The sequence below is a fragment of the Streptococcus thoraltensis DSM 12221 genome, from assembly GCF_000380145.1.
Taxonomy (GTDB): Bacteria; Bacillota; Bacilli; order Lactobacillales; family Streptococcaceae; genus Streptococcus; species Streptococcus thoraltensis.
The window spans coordinates 13,592-35,193 of sequence record NZ_KB904592.1 but is presented as its reverse complement, the minus strand read 5'-3'; the positions used below and the strand labels follow the sequence as shown (position 1 = coordinate 35,193).

Here is a 21,602-nt window from a genome sequence, read left to right as displayed (position 1 = left end):
AATAAAGGAGTAAGGAGATGGATGACAAATATTTTATTCGGAAAATTTTGTTAGCTATTGTCCTTGGGAGCTGTGTAGGATTCTTCTTTAAGGATTATGTTTTTGTTTTAGACATCTTGGGACAAATTTTTTTGCGAGCTATGCAGATGGCCATCCCTCTTCTTGTTCTTGGGCAAGTTGTTCAAGCCTTGGGCTCTTTAGAGAGGAAGGATTTATCATCTTTAGGAATTAAAACAATAACTGTATTTGGAATATCTTCTGTTTTAGCAGCTTATTGGGGGATATTGTTTACTATTATATTTGAACCTGGAAAAGGCATTACGCTATCTCGAAATAATTTAGCAACTGTAGAAGCACAAACACTGGATTTATCGGAAACTCTCATTTCATTTTTCCCTCAGAACATCATTAATGCACTGTCTCAGGGATCAATCATACAAATTGTTGTTTTTGCCTTATTTTTGGGTATAGCATTAAATTTGTTTATTTCCAAGAAGTCAGATTCGATTATCTTGCCACTATTAATCGAATTTAATGAAGTAATCATGAATATTATTCGTATTGTCATGAAGTTTGCTCCTGTTGGAATTTTTTCAATGATTGCTGTTTCAGTGGGAAATATTGGGTTTGAAATTCTTTTGCCAATGTTAAAATATCTTTTCGTGTTTGCATTTGCAACAACTAGTTTCCTATTCTTATGGGTTCTTATCATATCTTTAATAAGCAAAAAAAGGATAAGAGATATTATCAAAGGAACAAAATCAATATCTTTAATTGCTATTACAACAACTTCATCTGCTGTTAGCTTACCAATAGCTATGAAGGACACACATTCTAAATTAGGTGTAACTAAAAGAGTTGTTGATTTAGTTTTACCGATGGGTGTGTCATTGAATAGTAACGGTTCTGCGATGCACATGGCAATAACAGTCATTACAATTTCTCAGTTATATGGTATCCAGTTTAATCTTGTTTCAATTCTATATATAGGAATATTGTCGACGTTTATTTCTTTAGCAAATGCTGTAGTTCCAGGTGCTGGACTGGTTTCGTTAGCAATTATAGTACCTCAGCTAGGACTACCAATCGAGAGTATTGCTCTATTTGCAGGTGTTGAGTGGTTGGTTGGCATGCTAAGGACAATTAATAACGTTAATTCTGATGTCTTTTCTGCAATTTTAGTTGATTGTATGTCCAATATAGCACCTGTTGAGGAAGAATCGTATTAAATAACATAGAAATGGTATTTCTCAGGTGATTTACAACGATTATTTAATAAAAAGTGTTTGTTAGAAAATAAAAAAATTAGAGGTGAATGATGAGTAAAAAGATTTTAGTGGCTTTAGGTGGAAATGCTATTTTGACAGATAATCCAACAGCTAAAGGTCAGATTTTAGCATTGGAAAAAACTGCCAAGCAACTAGTTAAATTAGTTGAAGCAGGCTGTCAGTTAATTATTAGTCATGGTAATGGTCCGCAAGTGGGCAATTTATTATTACAACAAAATGCAGCTGATACTAAAGCCAATCCTGCATTACCCTTGGATACTTGTGTTGCAATGACGCAGGGTAGTATTGGCTACTGGTTGCAAAATCGTTTGCAAGCAGTGCTAAAAGAAAAAGGAATTGATAAGTCTGTTGTGAGTCTTCTGACTCAAGTTGAAGTATCAGGGGATGATTCTGCTTTTGCTAACCCAACAAAACCTATTGGTCCCTTCGTTACGAAAGAAGATGCCGAATCAATTAGCCAGGAAACAAACGATACCTTTGTGGAAGACTCTGGTCGAGGCTATCGAAAAGTAGTCCCATCACCAAAACCAATGTCAATTGTTGAGTATAAGGTGATCGAAAGCTTAGTTGCCAACCAAATAATTACGATTGCCTGTGGTGGAGGAGGTATTCCTGTAATTAAGAAGGATAATGGTATAGAGGGTGTTGAAGCCGTTATTGACAAAGATTTTGCCTCTGCTAAGTTAGCTGAATTATTAAAAGTTGATCAAATGATTATCCTCACTGGAGTAGATAATGTTTATGTTAATTTTAATAAACCAAATCAAAAGAAACTAGAAGAGGTGACAATTGCGCAATTAAAAGACTATATCCAAGAGGAACAGTTCGCGGCGGGTTCGATGCTTCCAAAAGTACAAGCTGCAATGTCATTTGTAGAAAATTATCCGCAAGGAGAGGCTGTTATTACATCATTAGACAATCTAGAGAATTACTTAAATGGAGGAACTGCCACAATTGTTAAAGCATGAGTCTGGGACAAAATAGTCCTTTGAATACATCAAAAAAGCAACGGTTTTTTGCCGTTGCTTTTTAGCGTCTAGAGGATTAACTCGTGTATAAGCGTAGCCAGTTACCCCGAAGAGAATCTCAAGCTGGTGGACGGTTTTCAAGTCACCAAACAACCGAAGAAAACCTACGGCATCATTAGGCATGGTGTAGTCATGAGCCTTCTTATTATTGACCAAGAACGCCACTTCTGAACTTGCCTTACTCACGTCAATTCTAACTATTGCTCGCATAGTATTACCTCTTTGCCTTGAATGATTTCATGTTTTAGTGGTTTTATTTTCAATACACGACGTCACGTGTCAAAAAGTCCTACAACTTAACAAGCCACTTCTACTTTAGCATAAAGAAAAGGGTAGTGGGTACTTTCTCCCATCGGAGATTTCCTCACTACTAATCGTAGTGTGTTTCTTGTCAACTACTAACGAATTACGCTCAATGGTGATTTTACCCACTACAAAAATGATGATTTCTTATATCTCTCTGGAGTATTTTAGTGCACTTTCAAGTAACTAACTTGATTTAGAAATTTTGGAACAAAAAGTTGATACTACAATTGGCTATTGTACTGGACAATAAATTATCACAAATGATATAGAAAAACGGTTACAATTTTAATATAAGTTAGGGAGGATGATATGAAAAAGCAGAATAGAATTGATCAGTTGTTTAAAGTTTTATCTACAAAAAAGCAATTTATTACTGCAAAAGCTTTATCATGCGAACTAGGAATATCTGAAAAGACAATTTATCGTTTAGTTCGCGAACTAAATGATAATTATTTTCCAGAAGTCCTTATATTATCTGAGAAAGGAAAGGGTTACCGATTAAATGAATACTTTAAAAATAGACCCATCCATCTTTTCGATGACAATGAAATGTCTGCTGAAAACAGACGAGAAAGTATTTTGGAACGATTATTAATGATTTCTCCAAATAGTATTTCTACAATTGTATTAGGACAAGAGTTTTTTGTTAGTGAGGCTCAAATACTAAAGGATAAACAATTGTTACAGAAACAATTGTCTCCCTATAATTTGGAGATTTTATCTCGAAAGGGAGGACTTTTAATTAGGGGAAATGAGTTTGATATTAGACAAGCAATTGCAGATTTAATACCTAGTTTCAGCACTATTGACTTAGATAGACTGGAATTTCATGAAGACCAAACGATTGATTTAAAATTAGCACAAGTTTTACAGTCTGAAATAAAGAAAATAGAATATAATCTTCAAGATAAAATTCCTTATCCGTATGATGTCAATATTTTTTCACATCTATATATTATGGTTAACCGAATTCTTAAAGTTAGAAGATTTGGTCAACTACAACAGGATGAAAAGAGTGTTGTCACTATTGAAGAAAAAGATATTTATCACGAAAGTAAAAGAGTCATTGATGCGATTGAACAGTTTATCCACAAAAAGATTCCTGAAGTTGAAATAGACTATCTGTATAGGTATCTCATTTCTTCAAGATTCCAAAATAAAAAAGTTGTATCAGAAACATCACAATTTTCTAAAAAAGTACGACTAATAACAAGACGATATTTTGATAAATTTACTTTATTTGATTTATCAAACGTTCAAGAAGATTCACCTATTTTTGTAGATTTAGCTAATCATATCAACCCCTTATTGAGGAGGATTGAAAATAGGATAAGAATTAAAAATAATATGCTCAGCGACATCAAAGATAGTTACACTGCAATTTTTGAAGAATTGGTAAGAATTTCAAAAGTAGTAAGTCAGGAATATAGTGATTTATCAAGTATAAATGATGATGAGATTGGTTTTTTGACTCTGTATTTTGCAAGATTTAAAGAAATAAAAAGACGGAGAGTGAAAGTGGTGATTATGTGTACTACTGGTATAGGAACTTCTGAATTATTGAAATCAAAGATAGAAAATAATTTTCCTGAGATTGAAATATTGGGAGTAACTAATTACCAACAGCCTAACAGTATCATTGAAAATTATCCAAGTCTAGAACTATTAATTTCGACTATCGATTACCCTGAGACGAAGAAATACAAAACGATAGTAGTTAGTGCTTTGTTTGCAGAAGAAGATAAAAGTCAACTCAGAAGTTATATAAGGGATATTAACTATGAAAAATGATGATGTGGGTATCTATCTTGAACAACCATTAACAGATAAAAAAAGTGCTTTAAAATTTTTATATGATAACTGCAATATTAAGGATCATATTTCTCACAATTTTTTTCTAGAAAATCTAGAAAAAAGAGAGAAACAAGGCAGTATTGAAATTGCTGAGGGTGTCATTTTGCCTCATTTTGAACACGAAGCGCTGACACGGACAAAAATTATTATCATTAGGCCGTTGGAGTCAATTAAAAACTGGTCCTCAACTATCAGTAAGGTAGATCTTGTAATTGCACTCCTATATAAAGCAGGTGATAGTTTGAATGAGATTAAAATGTTGATGAAGATGTTAGCAAAAGATTCTGTCATTGAAAGTTTGAAAAATGAAGAGATAGAAATAGTAAATCAAATTATAAGGAGTAAATTATGCAAGTAGTAGATGCTATTGATTCCAAGCTAGTTGTCACTGAGTTAGATGTTTCAACTAAAGATGATATGTTAAAAGTTTTGATAGAAAGATTAACAGTAAATGGTTATGTTAATGATTTGGACGGTTTCTTAAAAGATGTTTATAAACGAGAAGCTGAAGGTCAGACTGGTATTGGTAATTTTGTTGCCATCCCCCATGGAAAAAGTGTCTTTGTGGATAAAGTCGGTGTTGCCATCGGAATTAATCAGCAAGAGATTCCTTGGGAGAGTCTTGATGACAATGGCGCAAAAGTTGTTATCTTATTCGCTGTAGGAAACGATACAGAAGGTGCACAAGAACATTTGAAACTCTTATCACTCTTTGCAAGGAAATTAGGCAATGATGAAATTGTTAATCATTTAGTAAATTCAAAAACTGTTGATGACGTTATCAACGCATTTAAATAAAGGAGTAAATTATGAAAATTGTCGGAGTAGCAGCATGTACTGTAGGGATTGCACATACTTATATTGCACAAGAAAAACTTGAAAATGCAGGTCAAGTAGCAGGTTATGAGGTTCATATTGAGACTCAAGGAACTATTGGTATAGAGAATGAATTGACTCAAGAACAAATTAATGAGGCAGATGTTGTTATTTTAGCTGTTGATGTCAAGATTGCTGGTATGGAACGTTTTGAAAGGAAAAAAGTGATTAAAGTACCGACAGAAGTTGCTATAAAATCACCAAATAAGTTAATTGCAAAAGCTGTTGAACTTAGTTCAAAATAAAATTGTTATAGGAGAAAAGGATATGATAAAACAACTCAATTTAAAAGGTCACCTTTTAACTGCCATTTCTTATTTAATCCCTATCGTTTGTGGGGCAGGATTTCTTGTAGCTATTGGTCTTGCAATGGGGGGAAGTGTTCCAGATGCTCTTGTAGCGGGTGAATTTACATTTTGGGATACTCTTGCAACGATGGGTGGAAAAGCATTGGGGCTCTTACCTGTTGTTATTGCAACAGGAATTGCATTTTCTATTGCAGGTAAACCAGGTATCGCCCCGGGTTTTGTTGTAGGTCTTGTTGCAAATGCAATTGGCGCAGGATTTATTGGAGGAATTCTAGGAGGTTATATTGCAGGTTATTTAGCACTGGCAATTTTAAAAAAAATTAAAGTACCTTCTTGGGCAAAAGGCTTGATGCCTACCTTAATAGTTCCTTTTCTATCATCATTTGTTAGTGGTATGATTATGATTTATATTATTGGTGGACCAATTGCTGCCTTTACAGCATGGTTAACAGGCTTCCTACAAAGTCTTGGTAATACTTCAAACGGTGTTATGGGGGCTGTTGTTGGTGTTCTTAGTGCTGTTGACTTCGGTGGACCACTTAATAAAACAGTTTATGCCTTTGTTTTAACCCTACAGGCTGAAGGAGTCAAAGAGCCTTTGACAGCATTACAATTAGTTAATACAGCCACTCCTGTTGGATTTGGTTTTGCTTACCTAGTTGCTAAATTACTCAAGAAAAATATTTATACAAGAAGTGAAATTGAAACACTAAAATCAGCTGTACCAATGGGGATTGTTAACATCGTTGAAGGTGTTATTCCAATCGTTATGAATAATCTAGTACCTGGCTTGCTTGCTACAGCTATTGGTGGAGCTGTAGGTGGTTCGGTATCAATGGCTATGGGAGCAGATTCAAGCGTGCCATTTGGTGGTGTGCTAATGCTTCCAACTATGACGAAGCCTGTAGCAGGTATTTGCGCACTGCTAGCCAATATTCTTGTGACAGGGATTGTGTATGCAATTCTCAAAAAGAATGTTACAGAAGAAGATGAAGTTACCATTGTCAATGCTGAAGATGAAGAAGACATTGATTTTGATGATATTGAAATTTTGTAAGGAGAAAAAGCATGTCAAAAGTAGAATTTTCACCATCACTAATGACCATGGATTTAGACAAATTTACAGAGCAGATTACTTTTTTAAATAATCATGTTGGTTCATATCATATTGATATTATGGATGGGCATTTTGTTCCCAATATTACTTTATCTCCATGGTTTATTGAAGAGGTGAGGAAAATATCGTCATTACCCATATCAGCTCATCTCATGGTTACTGATCCTACGTTTTGGGTTGACCAATTGATAGAAGTCAAGGCAGAGTGGATATGTATCCATGCGGAAGTGTTAAATGGTTTGGCTTTTCGTTTATTTGACAAAATCCATGAGGCAGGATTAAAAACTGGTGTCGTCCTAAATCCTGAAACACCTGTTGAGACAATTCTTCCTTATATTGCATTGGTAGACAAGGTTACGATTATGACAGTAGATCCTGGGTTTGCGGGACAGCGGTTTCTTGAAAATACACTAGATAAGATTGTCGAACTAAAGCATTTGAGAAAAGCAAATAACTATCATTTTGTAGTGGAGATGGATGGGTCTTCAAGTCGCAAAACTTTCAAACGTATTGATGAAGCCGGACCAGATATATATGTGATAGGGCGCAGCGGGCTATTTGGTCTTTCTGAAAATATTGAAGAATCGTGGAACATCATGACAAAAGATTATTTTGAAATGACTGGTAAAACAGTAGAATGTAATGATTAGAATCTTATAAAGCATTATTTTCAATAGTTACTTACAAAACCATTCAACCTTTTCCAGATTTTCACCAATCATTTCTGTAAACAACCTATGAAATCCAGTGAAATTTTAATAAAAAATAAGAAACTTGTGAAAGTGTCAGCACGATATTGACTTTAACGCAGAAAGCGATTACAATGCAGAGTGAATGACGTTGTGATAATGTCATCCTGGAAACCAATTTATTTTTAAAAGATTTGAAGGAGTTCTTATGAAATTTTTTCTAGATACAGCAAATGTTGCAGCGATTAAAGAGATTAATCGTTTAGGTGTTGTGGATGGTGTGACTACCAATCCAACCATCATTTCAAAAGAGGGACGTGATTTTGAAGAAGTCATCAAAGAGATTTGTACAATTGTTGATGGGCCTGTTTCAGCTGAGGTGACGGGACTCTTAGCTGATGAGATGGTTGAAGAAGCTAGAGCAATTGCTAAATGGGCTGACAATGTTGTTGTTAAAATTCCAATGACAACAGAAGGACTTAAAGCAGTTAATATCTTGTCAAAAGAAGGTATTAAGACTAATGTGACCCTTATCTTCACGGTTTCTCAAGGCTTGATGGCTATGAAAGCAGGAGCGACCTTTATCAGTCCATTCATCGGTCGTCTAGAAGATATTGGCACGGATGCTTATCAGTTGATTTCAGAATTGAGAAGTATTATTGACCTGTATGATTTTGACACTGAAATCATTGCCGCAAGCATTCGCAATACGGCTCATGTTGAAAGAGTCGCTGGGCTTGGTGCACATATTGCTACCATACCAGATGCCTTGTTTGAAAAAATGACCAAGCATCCCCTAACGGATTCTGGTATTGAAACTTTCTTAAAAGATTGGGAAGCTTTCAAAAACTAATACAGATGAATAAAGGCTGATTGAATCAGCCTTTTTATAAAAATATGATGATAAAACTAATTTATTTTGATGTTGATGACACTCTTTATGACCAATTTCTGCCTTTTCAGGATGCTTTTAAAAAGGTTTTTCCTCATTTTCAAATCGATATTAAAGAAGCCTACCTATACAGTAGACAATATAGCGATCAGGTATTTGAAGCTACCGAAAATGGAGCCTTAACTCTTGAGATGATGCACAGGCAAAGAATTCAAACAGCCCTAGCAAAATTTTCCCTAGCAATCACTGATGATGAGGCTGATTTATTTCAAAGGCATTATGAAGAAAATCAAAGAAATATTGAATTAGATAGTTCTCTGATGTCTTTATTTGATGCTTTAAAGGCAAGTGGAATTGCACTTGGCCTAATAACAAATGGTCCTTTGGAACATCAGATGTTGAAAATTCATCAACTAGGTTTACCTAACTGGGTTAATGTAGACAATATCCTCATTTCATCAGCAGTAGGAATGGCAAAACCTGATATAGGTTTATTTGATTTAGCAAGAAAAGAATTGTATACTCCAGAAGAATGTCTCTATGTTGGTGATTCGTTTGACAATGATGTTATTGGTGCGAAGTCAGCAGGGTGGAATGTCATCTGGTTTAATAGTCGAAACAAGCCACACCCCCCTTCTCAGTATTCGCCAGATTATCAGGTGAATAAACTAGATGACTTGTGCAGATTACTATTGGATTTTATAAATTAAGGCAGAAAAAACGATGCTTTTATGATATAATAAAAACGATTACAGACTTATTTTTATGAAATGGCTGAAACCATTTCTTGTCATAAAGGAGGAATTATGACTTTTGATGCAGTTGATCAACTAGCGGTAAATACTATCCGCTCACTTTCAATGGATATGATCCAAAAAGCCAATTCAGGTCACCCCGGACTACCTATGGGTGCAGCACCAATGGCTTACGTTCTTTGGAATAAGTTTTTGAATATTAATCCAAAAACAAGCCGTTCATGGACTAACCGCGACCGTTTTGTCCTATCTGCTGGGCATGGTAGCGCCTTGATTTACAGCCTACTTCACTTGTCAGGTTATGATGTCTCTATGGAAGATATTAAAAACTTCCGTCAATTTGGCTCAAAAACACCGGGTCATCCCGAAGTGAACCACACTGATGGCGTAGAAGCAACAACAGGACCACTTGGTCAAGGAATTGCGAATGCTGTTGGTATGGCAATGGCTGAAGCGCACTTGGCTGCCAAATATAATAAACCTGATTTTAATATTGTTGACCACTATACTTTCGCTCTCAATGGTGATGGTGATTTGATGGAAGGGGTTTCTCAAGAAGCAGCCAGTCTTGCTGGACATTTGAAATTGGGTAAATTGGTACTCCTTTATGATTCAAATGACATCTCACTTGATGGGCCAACTTCAATGGCTTTCACAGAAGATGTTAAAGCTCGCTTTGAGGCTTATGGCTGGCAACATCTTTTTGTTGAAGATGGTAATGATTTGGCAGCCATTGCTAAGGCTATCGAAGAAGCAAAAGCTGAGTCAGATAAACCAACTATTATCGAAATTAAGACAGTCATCGGTTACGGCGCTAAGAACCAAGGAACATCTGCTGTGCATGGTGCACCTCTAGGTGATGAAGGTGTTGCTCACGCTAAAGAGGTTTATGGTTTTGACTATCCAGCCTTTACCGTGCCTGAAGAAGTGGCTGAACGATTTGCAACAGGGCTACAAACGCGTGGTGAAAAAGCAGAAGCAGCTTGGAACGAACTCTTTGCAAAATACGAAGCTGAATACCCTGAATTAGCAGCGGATTATAAGGCAGCCTTCGAATTGAAACCAGTTGAAGTGGAACTTGACGCCCACGAAGTTGGTCAAAGTTCTGCCAGCCGTGTAACAAGTCAAGCAGCTATCCAACAAATTTCAGAACAAGTGTCATACTTCTGGGGTGGTTCTGCGGACCTTTCTGGTTCAAATAACACTATGGCTAAAGCGGAGACTGACTTCCAAGCAGACAATTACAAAGGGCGTAACATCTGGTTTGGTGTTCGTGAATTTGCCATGGCTGCAGCGATGAATGGCGTTGCTCTTCATGGTGGTAGCCGTATTTATGGCGGAACATTCTTCGTCTTCTCAAATTACCTTCTCCCAGCTGTTCGTATGGCGGCTCTAGCAGAATTACCAACTGTCTATGTCATGACTCATGATTCAGTTGCTGTTGGGGAAGATGGACCAACTCACGAGCCAATTGAGCAATTAGCAAGTGTTCGTTCAATGCCAAATCTCAACGTTATTCGTCCAGCTGACGGTAACGAGGTCAATGCAGCTTGGAAACGTGCTCTTCGTGAAACTAAAACACCAACCATGCTTGTCCTAACACGTCAAAACCTTCCAGTTCTTGAAGGAACAGCAGAATTGGCTGAAGAAGGACTTAACAAAGGTGCTTATATTCTTTCAGAAGCAAAAGGTGACCTTGATGGTATTATTATCGCAACAGGTTCTGAAGTGAAATTGGCTCTTGACACACAAGCCTCTCTAGCTGAAGAAGGTCTTCATGTTCGCGTGGTTTCCATGCCATCTCAAAACCTCTTTGATGCTCAACCAGTAGAATACAAAGAAGAAGTCCTTCCAAGCTCAGTAACTAAACGTCTTGCTATCGAAGCAGCAGCAAGCTTTGGCTGGGAACGCTATACAGGATTGAACGGTGCAACCCTTACTATTGATACATGGGGAACATCCGCTCCAGGAAATAAAATCTTTGAAGAATACGGCTTTACCGTCGAAAATGCTTCTCAATTGTATAAATCACTGTAATGACGCAAAAAGTCTCACGTTGTGAGGCTTTTTTGATGTCCAAACTATTCTAATGATTAAAATCTATATTCATCCAAAATCAAAAACTAACTTTCTGTAACCATTGTCTGTTGACGATGGTTTTTAATACTCTTCAAAAATCAAAAGTAGACCTTATTGACGTGATTTGATGGACTTTAGTTCTATCTGTATCGGCGTTGCCCAGTTTGCTCCAGTCTGCTTTTAATTTTCATTGAGTATTAGCATCATTTTTCTACTTTATGAAGTAAAACTAAGGTTACCTAATATTGCGTTGTTTGAGATATATTGAAAAACTAATCAATCAAGATTTTTTGTCATGCTTTTTGTCAGGTTTGAGTTGGTTTTTTATTAAGTTAGCATTTAAAATGAGTAACCTAAACTTTTTTAAAATTTTTTGACAATTATGTTGCCTGTGGTAGCTGTGTATGGTAATATTTTTTTATCGAACAGAAAATATAGGGAATCCAAATGGAACAAAGAAATCAAAAACTGCGTATCGTGAGTGGGGTTCTTTTTAGCTCCGCTCTTTTTGTGTGCACACAAACACAAGTTTTAGCGGATACCATACCTAGTTCAGCTTCATCACTGGTTTCAACTGAAGCTGTTGCTAATGACAGCCGGAACCCTAGTTTGCCTATGACTACTAGTGGCGATAGTCAGTTGGACAGTAGTTTGACAAAGGCTCAAAAAGAAGGGATTCTTCTTGTTGAAGCTCCGACAGAAACAGTGACAAGTGCGAGTGAACAAGCTCAGGATTACCAATCACAAGTTGGCACAGTTGAGGCTGTTACGAAACGATATCAAGCTGAAAAAGCTCAATATCATAAGGATGATCAGAATTATAAGGATTATCTAACTAAGCAGTCTCAGTTTCAAAAAGACTTAGTAACTTATCAAGCTTATCAAAAAGAAAAAGCCATTTATGACCAAAAGCTGAAAGTTTATAATCTTGAAAAGGCTAGCTATGATATGGCTTATGCTGAGGCGCAGGGGAATACGACAAAGAGGGGTTATTTACCAGAAGTCTTGGCGCAAAATCTCATTTTTAAACTAGAGCCAGACGCTATTCAAACCATTACAGGTAAAGTTCTCTCTGATGAACAATTACATAAAGCTGTTAAACATCAAGTGGGTTGGATTGATCCAGGAACGATTCTAGGGAGTCCTAAATTAGTGACTCTAACCAGTCGTCATAAGGACAATAGTGTATTACTTGCAGTTGGTGACTCCGTAGTGGTGGATTATTCTGATTTGAAAAACTCTAGTTTTTCAGGTTATGCTATTAAAAAAGTAAGGTACACTTACAAACTTATTTCAACAACCCATTATTCTGGAACGGTTGTTTTTCAAGCTTTGAGTGATCCAACAGTCACATCTCTCACTCATATCTATAACAAAGACAAGCAAACAAAATCTGCTTTTGATATGGAAATGACGGTACAATTCTTTGACATCAACGGGAAAGAGCTGATTCCAACGCCAGATAATTATGCTTTAACCAGTTTTGCCAGCTTGAATTCTCTAAACGGAGAGGGAGAATATGCCGGTGATTATAACGGACAGTTCATCCCAATCAATGGTTCAACGATAACGGTTCAAAATGGTCGAGCAGCTAACTTTACAAGCACTGAGCAGATAGATGTTGTTGGGGAGTGGGATGACAAAGATAATCCCAATGCCTATATTGGAGCTATTGTTGGGAAATCAACAGATCGTATTCGTTTCCATTTTGGAAATTCAAAGGGCTATGCCAATTGGTTTGCCTTTAGCTCGGATGTGAAAGTAAGTGGAGGACTTTTAACACCACCAAAAGCGCCTACAGCTCCTGAAGTGGTGATGAAACCTGTTGTTCCAACGCTTGTTTCAAAACCGACGCCACCACACAGACCGATTATTTTTTACCATCAAGTCAAAGTAAGTGTTCCTAAACCAGCAAAACCAGTAAAGCCAGTAAAATCGAGCTCAAAGAAACCAACGATTAGAGTTCCGAAGTCTGTATCGGTTGTAAAAGCTAATACAGTTGCTTACCGACCTAAGCCAATACCAGTGTATTATACGTTGAGTGCAGTGACTCCAACGCCATCTACGTTAAACTATCTTAAGAAACTTTCGCCTAAGATAGTCTATAAATTCACGAAAGTTAAGTCTGGTGTTGGTAACCAACGTGCAAACTCTAATGAAAAAAATCAATCTAATAAACCTGAAACTGCTGAAGAATGGTTTAACTATAATACAGGTGTTGGAAATAGTCAGAAAAATGATAATACAGTTATTAAATACATTAATTCTCTAGGAGAGGTCGCAAGACGAAAATACAAAGGTGATAAGTTAGCACAAAATAGAGAAATTGCTCAAGCGATTGCAGATAAAACTTATTATAATGATACTCTTCAAAATTTTTTTAATTATTTTGGAAAGCCGATTAGAATTAGTAATAAATCAATACAGAAAAGTGCAATTAACCAAATAAATAAGGCTCACGATGAAAATAAAGGAAAAATTGACTTCGCTCATTTAGCAACTACTTTAGCATCCTATGAAAGACAACCAGGTTTTAAAGGTTTTACAAAAGAAGTTATCAAAACAATCTCAACAGGTAAAGTGATTATGGTGGGTAATATACCGGTTATAGTACCTGATCTCTTTATGCGTGAGAATAGTGTATTACAACAAAATTCGTTTGTTGGAGATTTATTTACAGACATGCCAGTTTCCGATGTTTACACAGATATGGATATTATGATTCTATCTCGCCATCCCAAATATAAAGATATGTCAATGGATAAGCGTTTAATAGCTTATTACAGCCAAGATTTAACACAGCAACGCCAAAAACTTTTTAAAGAAGTTTTTGATAAATCAAAGAAAACGAGTCAATTAAGATTAGGTGTAGAACTATTGTACACAATTGCTTCAGCTGGAACAATTGGACTCTTGGCTTATTCTCTAAAAAAAGGAACGTTAAAAAATATTCCTAAAAATATTCATCGAATAGATACAATGCTATTTGATAGAAAAATTGATAAGTTTAAAAAAGCTTCTCAAACAATGATTAAGAAAAATATTATTAAGCCACTCAAAAACAAAGCCATCACTACTAAAAAAGCTTTTCAGAGGAAAATAACAACATTAACGAAAAAATTTAGTCCTAAAACAATAGCTAAAAATATTTATATAAATAGAGTTGCCAGACCGCTTCAGCTAGCTAAAAAGGTTTATCGCAGTGTGAGTAAAATAAAACCTAAAACAATAGCTAAAAACATTTATATAAATAGAGTTGCCAGACCGCTTCAGCTAGCTAAAAAGTTTTATCGCAGTGTAAGTAAAATAAAACCTAAAACAATAGCTAAAAATATTTACATAAATAGAGTTGCCAGACCACTTCAGCTAGCTAAAAAGGTTTACCATAAAATTTTTCCACCAACAAGAAAGAGGAATAGTTTTCCTCGTCGTTCAACTAAAAGGAGGCGACATTAATTATGACAACCAAACCAATAATCTTTTCAGTGATTTCGTTTCCGATTATTTTATTATCATCCTTTATTTACTTATGGTTTAATATAGCTAGTCATTCAGTCTATTATGCCCATCATATGCCCCGTGCCAAAGGTACTAATCCGGAATTAGTGATGACTATCAAATATTTAGACCAAATTCGTATTCCAAAAGATGAAGGAATACGTCTTAATCTAGATGGGAATAACACTCTAATAAAAAAGTATGGTTATATTGTAGAATATGATTATGAGTTCAAAGACAAAAGAATACTCACACTACGATATTCTTTGGATAATACCACTACTAATTCAAATGAGTATTCTTATTCATCACGAACAGGTAATTTTGTATTTTCAAGAAATACTGATAAATGGGATAAGAAACAAGAGACATGGTTGGATAGTACGTCTAAAAAAACAACAGAAGAATCTGATTATTTGCTAAATCAAGTATTGCCCCCTATTATTAAGTATCAAGTAAAACCTAAGGTTAACTTACAGTGGTTATTTAATATGATTTACCAAGGTCAATTTGATGAGACGGAGAATATTAGTTCTACAGAATTGTTACGCTATTAAACGATGTAGTTTACTGGAAAAAGACTTGTCAAAAAAGGGAAGAAAATATTGATTAAGGTTAATAATCATCGAAAGAAGCAAGATTTAAAACATAAAAAATTACAAGAGAAAAGAAGACAAGTTAATAAGAAATTTCTACAGAAGATTTTCCCTAAAGTAAATAAATCAAAGTCTAGAGCAAGTAAGAAAAAATATAGGCCTGCATATAAACCCAAAACCAAGCCAACTAGAAGGCTATCCCCCATTATTAGAAGAGCGGTTAAACGTTCTATGATAAGAGCGACCAGTGTGCTTAGAAGGGTTATTCCTAAAGTCTCAAGACCCCAGAAACGTATGTCTAGGAGGAGAAAACGTAAATGATAAAAAAATTATTGAAAATTTGGCTTGTATTGGTATCATTGACATTATTATACATGGTTGGGACTATTTTTGTGGAGGAGAACCTAGCTAAGTATACGGTTTATTATGCTCAGCGAATGCCCCATGCCAAAGACAAACATCCTCTCCCCTTTCTTGTTTTAGAGGAACTCTATTTCTTAGAAAAACCAAAAAATATTGGTTATTCTTATGATCTATATGAATCGCACATTATTTACTCTGATAAAGAGTATTTGCAAATGTTTTCAGATTCTATTAAATATAGAAGTGTTGATGGGAACAGATACAATTTTTCATCAGACACTCATAAATTTACTGGTGTTGGAACTGAAAATGGTAATTTTACGGATCCTAATGAAAAAGAATTTAGATCTGTCAATGTTGCTGAAGTATGGAGAGATATTGATTCATTTTTGGAACCTTTTATCAAGAGACAGCCGAAACCGACGATTAATTTACAGTGGCTCTTTAATTGGCGGTATGAGAAGCGGTTTGATTAATTTAAGTTAAGCAGCTTTATGAATTGTGGGGATAATAGTCAAATATTTAAAGGAGACGATAGTAATGACGAAAATGACCACAATCATTATTTCTACGATTGTTTTATTATCTTGTTCGCTAGTTCTATTTATTTACTTATGGTTTAATATAGCTAGTCATTCAGTCTATTATGCCCATCATATGCCTCATGCCAAAGGCACTAATCCGGAATTAGTGATGACTATCAAATATTTAGACCAAATTCGTATTCCAAAAGGCAAAGGACTGCGTGTTAATCTAGATGGGAATAACACTTTAATAAAAAATGATGGTTATATTGTAGAATATGATTATGAGTTCAGAGACAAAAGAATAATCACACTACGATATTCTTTGGATAATACCACTACTAATTCAAATGAGTATTCTTATTCGTCACGGACAGGTAATTTTGTATTTTCAAGTAATACACGCAAATGGGATAAAAAACGAGAAACTTGGGAGGATAATACATCAGATAAAACCCAAAAAGACTCTAATTATCTGATACACCAAGTATTGAGTCCTATTATTAAGTATCAAGTAAAACCTAAGGTTAACTTACAGTGGCTGTTTAATATGATTTATCAAAGTCAATTTGATGAGATGGAACAGATTAGCTCGACAGAGTTGTTGGAATATTGATATAAAATATTGAAACAAATATGGATTTTATGAAAAAGAAACTATTTATTATTCTGATTGTGCTGTCAGTAGTCTATATGGTTGGAACTATTTTTGTGGAAGAAAACCTGGCTAAGTATACGGTTTACTATGCCCAGCGTATGCCCCATGCCAAAGACAAACATCCAGTCCCTTTTCTTATCTTAGAGGAACTTGATTTTCTAGAGAAGCCAAAGGGTATTGGCTATTCTTATGATACCTATGAATCACCTATTATTTATTCTAAAAAAGAGTATTTGCAAAGGTTTTCGGATTCTATTGTTTATAGGAGTAAAAAAGAAAAAACGTATTTTTTTTCATCAGCCAGTCATAAGTTCACTGGCATTGGAACGGATAAAGGAACATTTACTAAACCTAATGAAAAAGAATTTAGTTCTGTCAATGTTGATGAAGTATGGAGAGATATTGATTCATTTTTGGAACCTTTTATCAAGAGACAGCCCAAACCGACGATTAATTTACAGTGGCTCTTTAATTGGCGGTATGAGAAGCGGTTTGACTAGTTGACACATCATCTAATACTGACAAACTTATGAAAGTTAACCAAATAGTATGATTTTAAAATCTTTATAGGTAAGCCATTTGCAGTGGGGTTATCTTAAAAAGTCCATTGTAATAGAAGTGGGAATAAGTTTAATTGAATTTGTTAAGCATGGTTTATGGAATAAAAGAAGGGTTGGTGGCTTTTCTAACTCTTCTTATTTAGGCTCATTGTCAACTGTAGTGGGTAGATGAAAAGCTAACATCTGGAGAGAATCAATTTGTTTCTCTCCTTTTTGATGTTCAAAGCAATAAGAATTCTCGTTTTAAAGTTATCAAAGTTGCGAACTCCAAAGGCATTACGTTTAATGATTTTGATAAGGTTTGATAGTGAAGTATTTTATCGATAATGGTATAATTTGCCTATGAAGCGAGAATTTAGTAAGGTAAAACGTTTGGTTATCAAAATAGGAACGAGTTCTTTAGTTCTGCCAAACGGAAAAATAAATTTAGAAAAAATTGATCAACTGGCTTTTGTCATTGCCAGTCTCCGCAATAAGGAATTAGAAGTCGTCTTGGTGTCATCCGGTGCCATGGGCTTTGGCTTAAACCTTCTTGACATGGATAGACGCCCACAAGAATTGTCAAAACAACAGGCTGTCTCAAGTGTTGGTCAGGTAGCGATGATGAGTCTCTACGCTCAGATTTTCTCCCATTATCAAACCAATGTGTCTCAAATTCTGTTGACGCGCGATGTGGTTGAATTTCCCGAAAGCTTGGAGAATGTAACCAATGCCTTTGAGAGCCTTCTAAATCTGGGAATTATCCCTATCGTCAATGAAAATGATGCTGTCAGCGTTGATGAAATGGATCATGCCACTAAGTTTGGTGATAACGACCGCTTGTCAGCTGTCGTGGCAGAGATTGTCAAAGCAGATTTACTGATCATGTTATCAGACATCGACGGTCTTTTTGATAAAAATCCAACCATTTATGATGATGCCGTTCTAAGAACAAATGTGACTGAGATTACTGAAGAAATTTTACAATCAGCTGGAGGTGCTGGTTCCAAGTTTGGAACTGGCGGTATGCTCAGTAAAATCCAGTCAGCACAAATGATGTTTGACCATGATGGTGCCATGGTCTTGATGAATGGCGAAAACCCAAGAGATATTCTCAGAGTACTCGATGGTCAAATCATCGGTACCCTCTTTAAACAAGAAAAGTAGGAAAAGCTTATGTCAATAATTGAAACACTTGGAAAACAAGCAAAAATAGCTAGTCGTGATTTAGCATCTTTGTCAACTGTTGATAAAAATCAACTGCTCGTAGCTCTGGCTGATGCTTTGGTAACCTCCAAGGAAATGATTTTGGAAGCCAATGCCAAAGACGTAGCAGCTGCAGCGGACCATGGGATTTCAGCCGTCATGGTCGATCGTCTGCGTCTAACAGAAGAACGCATCAATACCATTGCAGAAGGCGTAGGGCAAGTGGCAGATTTGTTGGATCCTGTCGGACAAGTTGTGCGTGGTTATACTAACTTAGACGGTTTGAAAATCGTTCAAAAACGAGTTCCGCTTGGGGTGCTTGCCATGATTTTTGAAAGTCGCCCTAATGTCTCCATCGATGCCTTTAGCCTAGCTCTAAAGACCAACAATGCTATTATTTTGCGTGGTGGTAAGGATGCTATAAACTCTAATAAAGCTCTTATTCAGGTGGCACGTCAGGTTATCCAGGATGCAGGTTACAATCCCAACTTTGTCCAGCTAGTAGAAGACACCACGCATGCCGTGGCAGAAGAATTGATGGTGGCGACTGATTACGTTGATGTTCTCATTCCACGTGGTGGCGCACGTCTTATCCAAACGGTTAAAGAAAAAGCCAAGGTTCCAGTTATTGAAACAGGAGTCGGCAATGTTCATATCTATGTGGATAAGTATGCTGATTTAGATATGGCGACTAAAATCGTAATCAATGCTAAAACCTCGCGACCAAGCGTTTGTAATGCGGCGGAAAGCCTTGTTGTCCATCGCTCCGTAGCTGCAGACTTTTTACCAAAGTTAGAAGCAGCATTAGCTGGTAAACAAAGCGTTGAATTTAGAGCAGATGCAGCTGCAATGCCCTATTTGAAAAATCCTGTAGAAGCGACAGAAGCAGATTTTGCGACAGAGTTTCTAGATTACATCATGTCGATTAAAGTGGTTAATCATTTTGAAGAGGCGCTGGACTGGATAAACCGTTACACAACCCATCACTCAGAGGCTATTGTGACCCAGGATATTAGCAGAGCAGAACAATTCCAAGATAGTATTGATGCAGCAGCTGTCTATGTCAATGCTTCAACCCGCTTTACAGATGGTTTTGTTTTTGGATTGGGTGCTGAAATTGGGATTTCGACACAAAAAATGCATGCACGTGGGCCAATGGGGCTAGAAGCCTTAACCTCAACAAAATTCTACATCAATGGGCAGGGTCAAATTAGAGAATAAATTATTCTAGAGGAGATTTTATGAATAATCAGAAAGACGAAGCCAAAGAAGCTTTAAGAAATTTATTAAGCGCGATTGAAGATTGTCAAAGTGAACTCGAAAATCTCGATGATTGGAATCTTGTGGACTTGTTTGTTGGAAATGCTTTTATGAGCGCTGTCAAACGGGATAAAATCACTAAATTTAATCAGAAATTAGAAGGATTAAATCAGTTAAAACAAATAGCTCAAGAAAAACTCACTGATGTTGAACTTGGCTTGATTACTGATATTTCTGATTCAAAAAGCGATAGGTTTTGGGATGTTTGGGCAGACAATTTCTTTACCGATTGGAAAGTTGGAAAGGAAATATCGGCAGTTTCTGAACAGATAAGTTCTTTGAAAGAAGAAGTTAGGGACTTGTTGGATAGACTTTCCTAGTTCAAGAAGAAACTACTGGAAACTAGAATTCTCTATTGAAAACCTAGCGATTTCACGCAGTCTGCACATTTAAGGCAAGCAAGATTCATTTATGATATAATAAACGTTATGACTAAAGACTTTCATCATGTAACAGTGCTTTTGCACGAAACTGTTGATATGCTTAATATCAAGCCAGACGGAATATATGTGGATGCGACCCTAGGTGGCGCAGGACACTCGTCCTATCTTTTATCCCAATTAAACGAGAAAGGGCACCTCTACTGTTTTGATCAGGATCAGACAGCTATTGATAATGCCCAAGTAAAACTAAAAGACTATATTGACAAGGGAATGGTTACCTTCATCAAAGATAATTTCCGTCATTTGAAGTCTAACCTGGGGCAACTAGGGGTGACCGAGATTGATGGGATTTTGTATGATTTGGGCGTCTCAAGCCCCCAATTAGATGAGCGTGAGCGTGGTTTTTCTTACAAGCAGGATGCTCCCCTTGATATGCGAATGAACCGTCAGGCAGAGCTAAGTGCATATGATGTTGTAAACACCTATGATTATCATGACTTAGTGCGTATCTTCTTTAAGTATGGTGAGGATAAATTCTCTAAACAGATTGCTCGTAAAATTGAACAGGCGCGTCAAGTCAAGCCTATTGAGACAACAACCGAGTTAGCAGAGCTGATTAAATCTGCTAAACCAGTTAAAGAGCTAAAGAAAAAAGGTCATCCGGCTAAACAGATTTTCCAAGCCATCCGTATTGAGGTCAACGATGAATTAGGCGCAGCTGATGATTCTATCCAAGAAGCCATCGATTTACTAGCTGTCGATGGACGAATCTCTGTGATTACCTTTCATTCTTTGGAGGATCGCCTAGCGAAACAACTCTTTAAAGAAGCCTCAACAGTGGAAGTACCAAAAGGTTTACCATTTATCCCAGATGACTTGCAACCTAAAATGGAGCTGGTTAACCGCAAGCCGATTTTACCCAGTCAAGAAGAATTAGAAGCTAATAATCGTGCCCACTCAGCCAAGTTGCGAGTGGCAAAAAAAGTTAGGAAATAAATATGCCAAACGAAAGCAAACGCGAGGTGCTTACGCAAGCCCTGCAAAAAAGGATTCGTACGTTTACACGTATCGAAAAGGCTTTTTATGGAGCCATCGTGATTACAGCAATTTTTATGGCCATTAGCATTATCTATTTGCAAAGTCGTAATATGCAGGTGCAACAAGAAATCAATCATTGGAATGTTGAAATTAACGATGCTCAAACAGACTTAAATGATGCTAAGCAAGAAGTTAATGAATTGAGCCGTTATGATCGTATTTCTGAAATTGCCAAAAAAGCTGGTCTAACCATTCAAAATGACAATATTCAAAATGTGGAGTAG

Annotated in this window: 22 protein-coding genes and 2 pseudogenes; 22 read left to right on the top strand and 2 right to left on the bottom strand. The window is 36.3% G+C overall.

Going from position 1 to position 21,602, the window contains the following annotated elements:
- Window positions 1–17: 17 nt before the first annotated feature.
- The gene (locus A3IA_RS0104125; protein ID WP_018380086.1) at window positions 18–1,229 is read left to right on the top strand and encodes a dicarboxylate/amino acid:cation symporter; all 1,212 of its coding nucleotides are present in this window, start codon (window positions 18–20) and stop codon (window positions 1,227–1,229) included.
- A gap of 86 nt (window positions 1,230–1,315) precedes the next feature.
- Entirely contained in the window at window positions 1,316–2,257 is a 942-nt protein-coding gene (gene arcC, locus A3IA_RS0104120; protein ID WP_026217549.1) for a carbamate kinase, read from the top strand.
- 54 nt (window positions 2,258–2,311) lie between these two features.
- Here arcC and A3IA_RS0104115 read toward each other — a convergent pair.
- Window positions 2,312–2,527 (bottom strand): annotated as a pseudogene (locus A3IA_RS0104115) (IS110 family transposase); the annotation flags it as partial.
- Window positions 2,528–2,932: 405 nt separating this feature from the next.
- Between A3IA_RS0104115 and A3IA_RS0104110 the strand changes: the two are divergent.
- The 15 genes from A3IA_RS0104110 (at window position 2,933) to A3IA_RS0104040 (ending at window position 17,332) form a co-directional block, all read left to right on the top strand.
- On the top strand, window positions 2,933–4,414 hold the full coding sequence (locus A3IA_RS0104110; RefSeq protein WP_018380083.1) for a BglG family transcription antiterminator: 1,482 nt from the start codon (window positions 2,933–2,935) through the stop codon (window positions 4,412–4,414).
- Window positions 4,404–4,835 (top strand): PTS sugar transporter subunit IIA, encoded by a 432-nt coding sequence (locus tag A3IA_RS12245; RefSeq protein WP_018380082.1) that lies wholly within the window; start codon window positions 4,404–4,406, stop codon window positions 4,833–4,835. The genes A3IA_RS0104110 and A3IA_RS12245 overlap by 11 nt, the downstream gene beginning before the upstream one ends.
- Window positions 4,826–5,275, top strand: coding sequence for a PTS sugar transporter subunit IIA (locus A3IA_RS0104100; protein ID WP_018380081.1), 450 nt, complete (start codon window positions 4,826–4,828; stop codon window positions 5,273–5,275). The genes A3IA_RS12245 and A3IA_RS0104100 overlap by 10 nt, the downstream gene beginning before the upstream one ends.
- A gap of 11 nt (window positions 5,276–5,286) precedes the next feature.
- Window positions 5,287–5,598 (top strand): PTS fructose transporter subunit IIB, encoded by a 312-nt coding sequence (locus tag A3IA_RS0104095; protein WP_018380080.1) that lies wholly within the window; start codon window positions 5,287–5,289, stop codon window positions 5,596–5,598.
- A gap of 22 nt (window positions 5,599–5,620) precedes the next feature.
- Window positions 5,621–6,718, top strand: a complete 1,098-nt coding sequence (locus tag A3IA_RS0104090) for a PTS fructose transporter subunit IIC (RefSeq protein WP_018380079.1) — start codon at window positions 5,621–5,623, stop codon at window positions 6,716–6,718.
- A gap of 11 nt (window positions 6,719–6,729) precedes the next feature.
- On the top strand, window positions 6,730–7,428 hold the full coding sequence (gene alsE, locus A3IA_RS0104085; protein ID WP_018380078.1) for a D-allulose 6-phosphate 3-epimerase: 699 nt from the start codon (window positions 6,730–6,732) through the stop codon (window positions 7,426–7,428).
- A gap of 247 nt (window positions 7,429–7,675) precedes the next feature.
- Window positions 7,676–8,320 (top strand): fructose-6-phosphate aldolase, encoded by a 645-nt coding sequence (gene fsa, locus A3IA_RS0104080; RefSeq protein WP_018380077.1) that lies wholly within the window; start codon window positions 7,676–7,678, stop codon window positions 8,318–8,320.
- Window positions 8,321–8,367: 47 nt separating this feature from the next.
- A complete protein-coding gene (locus A3IA_RS0104075; protein WP_039827509.1) occupies window positions 8,368–9,069 on the top strand; it encodes an HAD family hydrolase in 702 nt (233 codons plus the stop codon).
- Between the two features lie 96 nt (window positions 9,070–9,165).
- Window positions 9,166–11,151 (top strand): transketolase, encoded by a 1,986-nt coding sequence (gene tkt / locus A3IA_RS0104070; RefSeq protein WP_018380075.1) that lies wholly within the window; start codon window positions 9,166–9,168, stop codon window positions 11,149–11,151.
- Between the two features lie 489 nt (window positions 11,152–11,640).
- Complete coding sequence (locus A3IA_RS0104065; RefSeq protein ID WP_018380074.1) at window positions 11,641–14,649, top strand: GbpC/Spa domain-containing protein; 3,009 nt, start codon at window positions 11,641–11,643, stop codon at window positions 14,647–14,649.
- A 2-nt stretch (window positions 14,650–14,651) separates the two neighbouring features.
- Complete coding sequence (locus tag A3IA_RS0104060) at window positions 14,652–15,248, top strand: hypothetical protein (RefSeq protein ID WP_018380073.1); 597 nt, start codon at window positions 14,652–14,654, stop codon at window positions 15,246–15,248.
- A 48-nt stretch (window positions 15,249–15,296) separates the two neighbouring features.
- Window positions 15,297–15,608, top strand: coding sequence for a hypothetical protein (locus A3IA_RS0104055; RefSeq protein ID WP_018380072.1), 312 nt, complete (start codon window positions 15,297–15,299; stop codon window positions 15,606–15,608).
- Window positions 15,605–16,126 carry a hypothetical protein gene (locus A3IA_RS0104050; protein WP_018380071.1) on the top strand — a complete coding sequence of 174 codons (522 nt, stop codon included), beginning with the start codon at window positions 15,605–15,607 and terminating at the stop codon, window positions 16,124–16,126. The genes A3IA_RS0104055 and A3IA_RS0104050 overlap by 4 nt, the downstream gene beginning before the upstream one ends.
- Before the next feature lie 64 nt (window positions 16,127–16,190).
- On the top strand, window positions 16,191–16,790 hold the full coding sequence (locus tag A3IA_RS0104045; protein WP_018380070.1) for a hypothetical protein: 600 nt from the start codon (window positions 16,191–16,193) through the stop codon (window positions 16,788–16,790).
- Between the two features lie 29 nt (window positions 16,791–16,819).
- Entirely contained in the window at window positions 16,820–17,332 is a 513-nt protein-coding gene (locus A3IA_RS0104040) for a hypothetical protein (RefSeq protein WP_156802396.1), read from the top strand.
- 236 nt (window positions 17,333–17,568) lie between these two features.
- Here the strand turns inward: A3IA_RS0104040 and A3IA_RS12955 are convergent.
- Window positions 17,569–17,697: pseudogene (locus A3IA_RS12955) on the bottom strand (transposase); the annotation flags it as partial.
- Between the two features lie 37 nt (window positions 17,698–17,734).
- Between A3IA_RS12955 and proB the strand changes: the two are divergent.
- The 5 genes from proB to ftsL all read left to right on the top strand — a co-directional run bounded on the left by proB (window position 17,735) and on the right by ftsL (window position 21,602).
- Window positions 17,735–18,538 carry a glutamate 5-kinase gene (gene proB / locus A3IA_RS0104035; RefSeq protein WP_018380068.1) on the top strand — a complete coding sequence of 268 codons (804 nt, stop codon included), beginning with the start codon at window positions 17,735–17,737 and terminating at the stop codon, window positions 18,536–18,538.
- Window positions 18,539–18,547: 9 nt separating this feature from the next.
- Window positions 18,548–19,798: a glutamate-5-semialdehyde dehydrogenase gene (locus A3IA_RS0104030; protein ID WP_018380067.1), complete on the top strand. Its 1,251-nt coding sequence runs from the start codon at window positions 18,548–18,550 to the stop codon at window positions 19,796–19,798.
- A gap of 20 nt (window positions 19,799–19,818) precedes the next feature.
- Window positions 19,819–20,217, top strand: a complete 399-nt coding sequence (locus tag A3IA_RS0104025; protein ID WP_018380066.1) for a hypothetical protein — start codon at window positions 19,819–19,821, stop codon at window positions 20,215–20,217.
- A gap of 108 nt (window positions 20,218–20,325) precedes the next feature.
- Window positions 20,326–21,276, top strand: a complete 951-nt coding sequence (gene rsmH / locus A3IA_RS0104020) for a 16S rRNA (cytosine(1402)-N(4))-methyltransferase RsmH (RefSeq protein ID WP_018380065.1) — start codon at window positions 20,326–20,328, stop codon at window positions 21,274–21,276.
- Between the two features lie 2 nt (window positions 21,277–21,278).
- Window positions 21,279–21,602 (top strand): cell division protein FtsL, encoded by a 324-nt coding sequence (gene ftsL, locus A3IA_RS0104015; protein ID WP_018380064.1) that lies wholly within the window; start codon window positions 21,279–21,281, stop codon window positions 21,600–21,602.

Excerpts from the sequence above, each read along its gene's own strand:
- A3IA_RS0104075 (WP_039827509.1), top strand. The coding sequence starts at position 8,368 with ATGATAAAACTAATTTATTTTGATGTTGATGACACTCTTTATGACCAA.
- A3IA_RS0104100 (WP_018380081.1), top strand. The coding sequence starts at position 4,826 with ATGCAAGTAGTAGATGCTATTGATTCCAAGCTAGTTGTCACTGAGTTA.
- A3IA_RS0104110 (WP_018380083.1), top strand. The coding sequence starts at position 2,933 with ATGAAAAAGCAGAATAGAATTGATCAGTTGTTTAAAGTTTTATCTACA.
- A3IA_RS0104060 (WP_018380073.1), top strand. The coding sequence starts at position 14,652 with ATGACAACCAAACCAATAATCTTTTCAGTGATTTCGTTTCCGATTATT.
- rsmH (WP_018380065.1), top strand. The coding sequence starts at position 20,326 with ATGACTAAAGACTTTCATCATGTAACAGTGCTTTTGCACGAAACTGTT.
- A3IA_RS0104050 (WP_018380071.1), top strand. The coding sequence starts at position 15,605 with ATGATAAAAAAATTATTGAAAATTTGGCTTGTATTGGTATCATTGACA.
- proB (WP_018380068.1), top strand. The coding sequence starts at position 17,735 with ATGAAGCGAGAATTTAGTAAGGTAAAACGTTTGGTTATCAAAATAGGA.
- A3IA_RS12245 (WP_018380082.1), top strand. The coding sequence starts at position 4,404 with ATGAAAAATGATGATGTGGGTATCTATCTTGAACAACCATTAACAGAT.
- A3IA_RS0104065 (WP_018380074.1), top strand. The coding sequence starts at position 11,641 with ATGGAACAAAGAAATCAAAAACTGCGTATCGTGAGTGGGGTTCTTTTT.
- A3IA_RS0104090 (WP_018380079.1), top strand. The coding sequence starts at position 5,621 with ATGATAAAACAACTCAATTTAAAAGGTCACCTTTTAACTGCCATTTCT.
- tkt (WP_018380075.1), top strand. The coding sequence starts at position 9,166 with ATGACTTTTGATGCAGTTGATCAACTAGCGGTAAATACTATCCGCTCA.
- ftsL (WP_018380064.1), top strand. The coding sequence starts at position 21,279 with ATGCCAAACGAAAGCAAACGCGAGGTGCTTACGCAAGCCCTGCAAAAA.
- A3IA_RS0104025 (WP_018380066.1), top strand. The coding sequence starts at position 19,819 with ATGAATAATCAGAAAGACGAAGCCAAAGAAGCTTTAAGAAATTTATTA.
- alsE (WP_018380078.1), top strand. The coding sequence starts at position 6,730 with ATGTCAAAAGTAGAATTTTCACCATCACTAATGACCATGGATTTAGAC.
- arcC (WP_026217549.1), top strand. The coding sequence starts at position 1,316 with ATGATGAGTAAAAAGATTTTAGTGGCTTTAGGTGGAAATGCTATTTTG.
- A3IA_RS0104040 (WP_156802396.1), top strand. The coding sequence starts at position 16,820 with ATGAAAAAGAAACTATTTATTATTCTGATTGTGCTGTCAGTAGTCTAT.
- fsa (WP_018380077.1), top strand. The coding sequence starts at position 7,676 with ATGAAATTTTTTCTAGATACAGCAAATGTTGCAGCGATTAAAGAGATT.
- A3IA_RS0104030 (WP_018380067.1), top strand. The coding sequence starts at position 18,548 with ATGTCAATAATTGAAACACTTGGAAAACAAGCAAAAATAGCTAGTCGT.
- A3IA_RS0104125 (WP_018380086.1), top strand. The coding sequence starts at position 18 with ATGGATGACAAATATTTTATTCGGAAAATTTTGTTAGCTATTGTCCTT.
- A3IA_RS0104045 (WP_018380070.1), top strand. The coding sequence starts at position 16,191 with ATGACGAAAATGACCACAATCATTATTTCTACGATTGTTTTATTATCT.
- A3IA_RS0104095 (WP_018380080.1), top strand. The coding sequence starts at position 5,287 with ATGAAAATTGTCGGAGTAGCAGCATGTACTGTAGGGATTGCACATACT.